A 1707-nucleotide genomic window follows, 5' to 3' on the forward strand; every position below is an offset into this window, starting at 1 on the left:
CTTCGGTCTCCTGCCCCTCATCTGCGCCCTGCCCGCCTTGTTCATCGCCTACCCGGTGATCGAGACCGACACCACCGTGACCGCGGCCCTGTGGCACCTGCTGCCCCTGACCATCCCGCTGGCGGTCCTGACCATCGCCTGCCACGCCGTCTCGATAGCGCTGCTGATCCGCCTGCTGTCGCGGCCGCTGCGCCCGGGTTTCCATCCGGCGGTGGGCAGGGCGGCGTTTTGCGCGTGGGCGGTCACCCGTCTGGCCGATACCGCCCGGCGTGCCCTGTTCCCGCTCTACGCGAGCCTTTTCACCCCGGTGTGGCTGCGTATGCTCGGTGCCCGGGTGGGCCGGCGTGTGGAGGCTTCGACGGTGCTGGCGCTGCCCGGTCTCCTGCGGGTCGACGACGGGGCTTTCCTGGCCGATGACACGCTCCTGGCCCCGTACGAGCTGCGCGGTACCTGGCTGTATCTGGGGGCCTCCCATGTCGGGCGCCGTTCCTTCGTCGGCAATTCCGGCATCGTGGGGCCCGGGCGTCACCTGCCGGACAGCAGTCTGGTCGGTGTCCTGTCCGACGCTCCGGCCCATGCTCCCGAAGGCTCGTCGTGGCTGGGCCGGCCGGCTTTCGCTCTGCCGCGGGTGGCCGAGGCCGCGGGGGAGGGCCGTACCTACAGCCCGCCGCGGCGCCTGATGTGGGCGCGTGCCGGTGTCGAGGTGTGCCGCCTGCTGCCGGTCGTCCTGGCGGCTCTGCTGGGTGACCTCGTCTTCGCGGCCCTGCAGGAACTGCGCGACGCCTTCGGTATCGGCGCGGTCCTGGCGGCGGCGGGCCTGGTCCTGATCGCCGCCGCCGTCATCGCCTGCGCTCTGACCACGGCCGCCAAGTGGCTGCTGGTGGGGCGCTTCCGTGTCGCCGAGCATCCCCTGTGGTCGTCCTTCGTCTGGCGCAACGAGCTCTACGACACCTTCGTCGAGGAACTCGCGATGCCCTTCGGGGGTTCCACCATCACCGGTACGCCCTATCTCAACGCCTGGCTGCGCAGCCTGGGTGCCAAGATCGGGCGCGGGGCGTGGTGTGAGACGCACTGGCTGCCCGAGAGTGATCTGGTCACCATCGAGGCGGGGGCGAGTGTGAACCGCGGCACGGTGCTGCAGACCCATCTGTTCCATGACCGTGTCATGCGTCTGGGGCCGGTCCACTTGGGTGCCGGTTCCACCGCCGGGCCGCATTCGATCGTCCTGCTCAACTCCTCGCTGGGGGAGAACACCACGGTGGGGCCGGCGTCGCTGGTCATGCGCGGTGAGAACGTTCCCCGGGCCTCGCGCTGGCTCGGTAATCCCGTCGCGGCCTGGAACGCCGACCCCACGCCGCCGCCCGGGCGCCGCGCGGCCCGCGCGGCGCGTGCGGCGCGTGGCCGCCGGCGCACCGCGGGAGTGTGACGCGGGCCACTGCCGGGTGGCGATGAGTTCGCGGTGCGGTCACGGTCCTTGTCCCGTGACCGCGCCGCTTCCGCATTTTTTGCCAGAGTTTGAAAGGACCCCGGCCGTGACCGCCGCACCCGTGAAGGGCCCCGCCTCCTCCTTCCCCTCCATCGAGAAGGCGTACGGCCGCCCGATCGGGGAATGGAAGGACCTCATCCGCGCCTCGCCGCTGACCCGGCACATGGAACTCGTCGCCTGGCTCAAGAGCGACCACGGCCTGGGCCACGGTCACGCGGGCG

The 1707-nt window shown here is 71.4% G+C and carries 2 protein-coding genes; both read left to right on the forward strand.

The genetic code is table 11. The features are described from left to right. Positions 1–1426: Pls/PosA family non-ribosomal peptide synthetase (locus J0670_RS37400; protein WP_374223247.1), on the forward strand; the 1426-nt coding region annotated here is incomplete at its 5' end. Between the two features lie 106 nt (positions 1427–1532). Then, a partial coding sequence (locus J0670_RS37405) for a DUF4287 domain-containing protein (protein ID WP_307806868.1) occupies positions 1533–1707 on the forward strand: 175 nt, incomplete at its 3' end.

It is taken from the genome of Streptomyces sp. FH025 (genome assembly GCF_017427025.1).
GTDB lineage: Bacteria > Actinomycetota > Actinomycetes > Streptomycetales > Streptomycetaceae > Kitasatospora.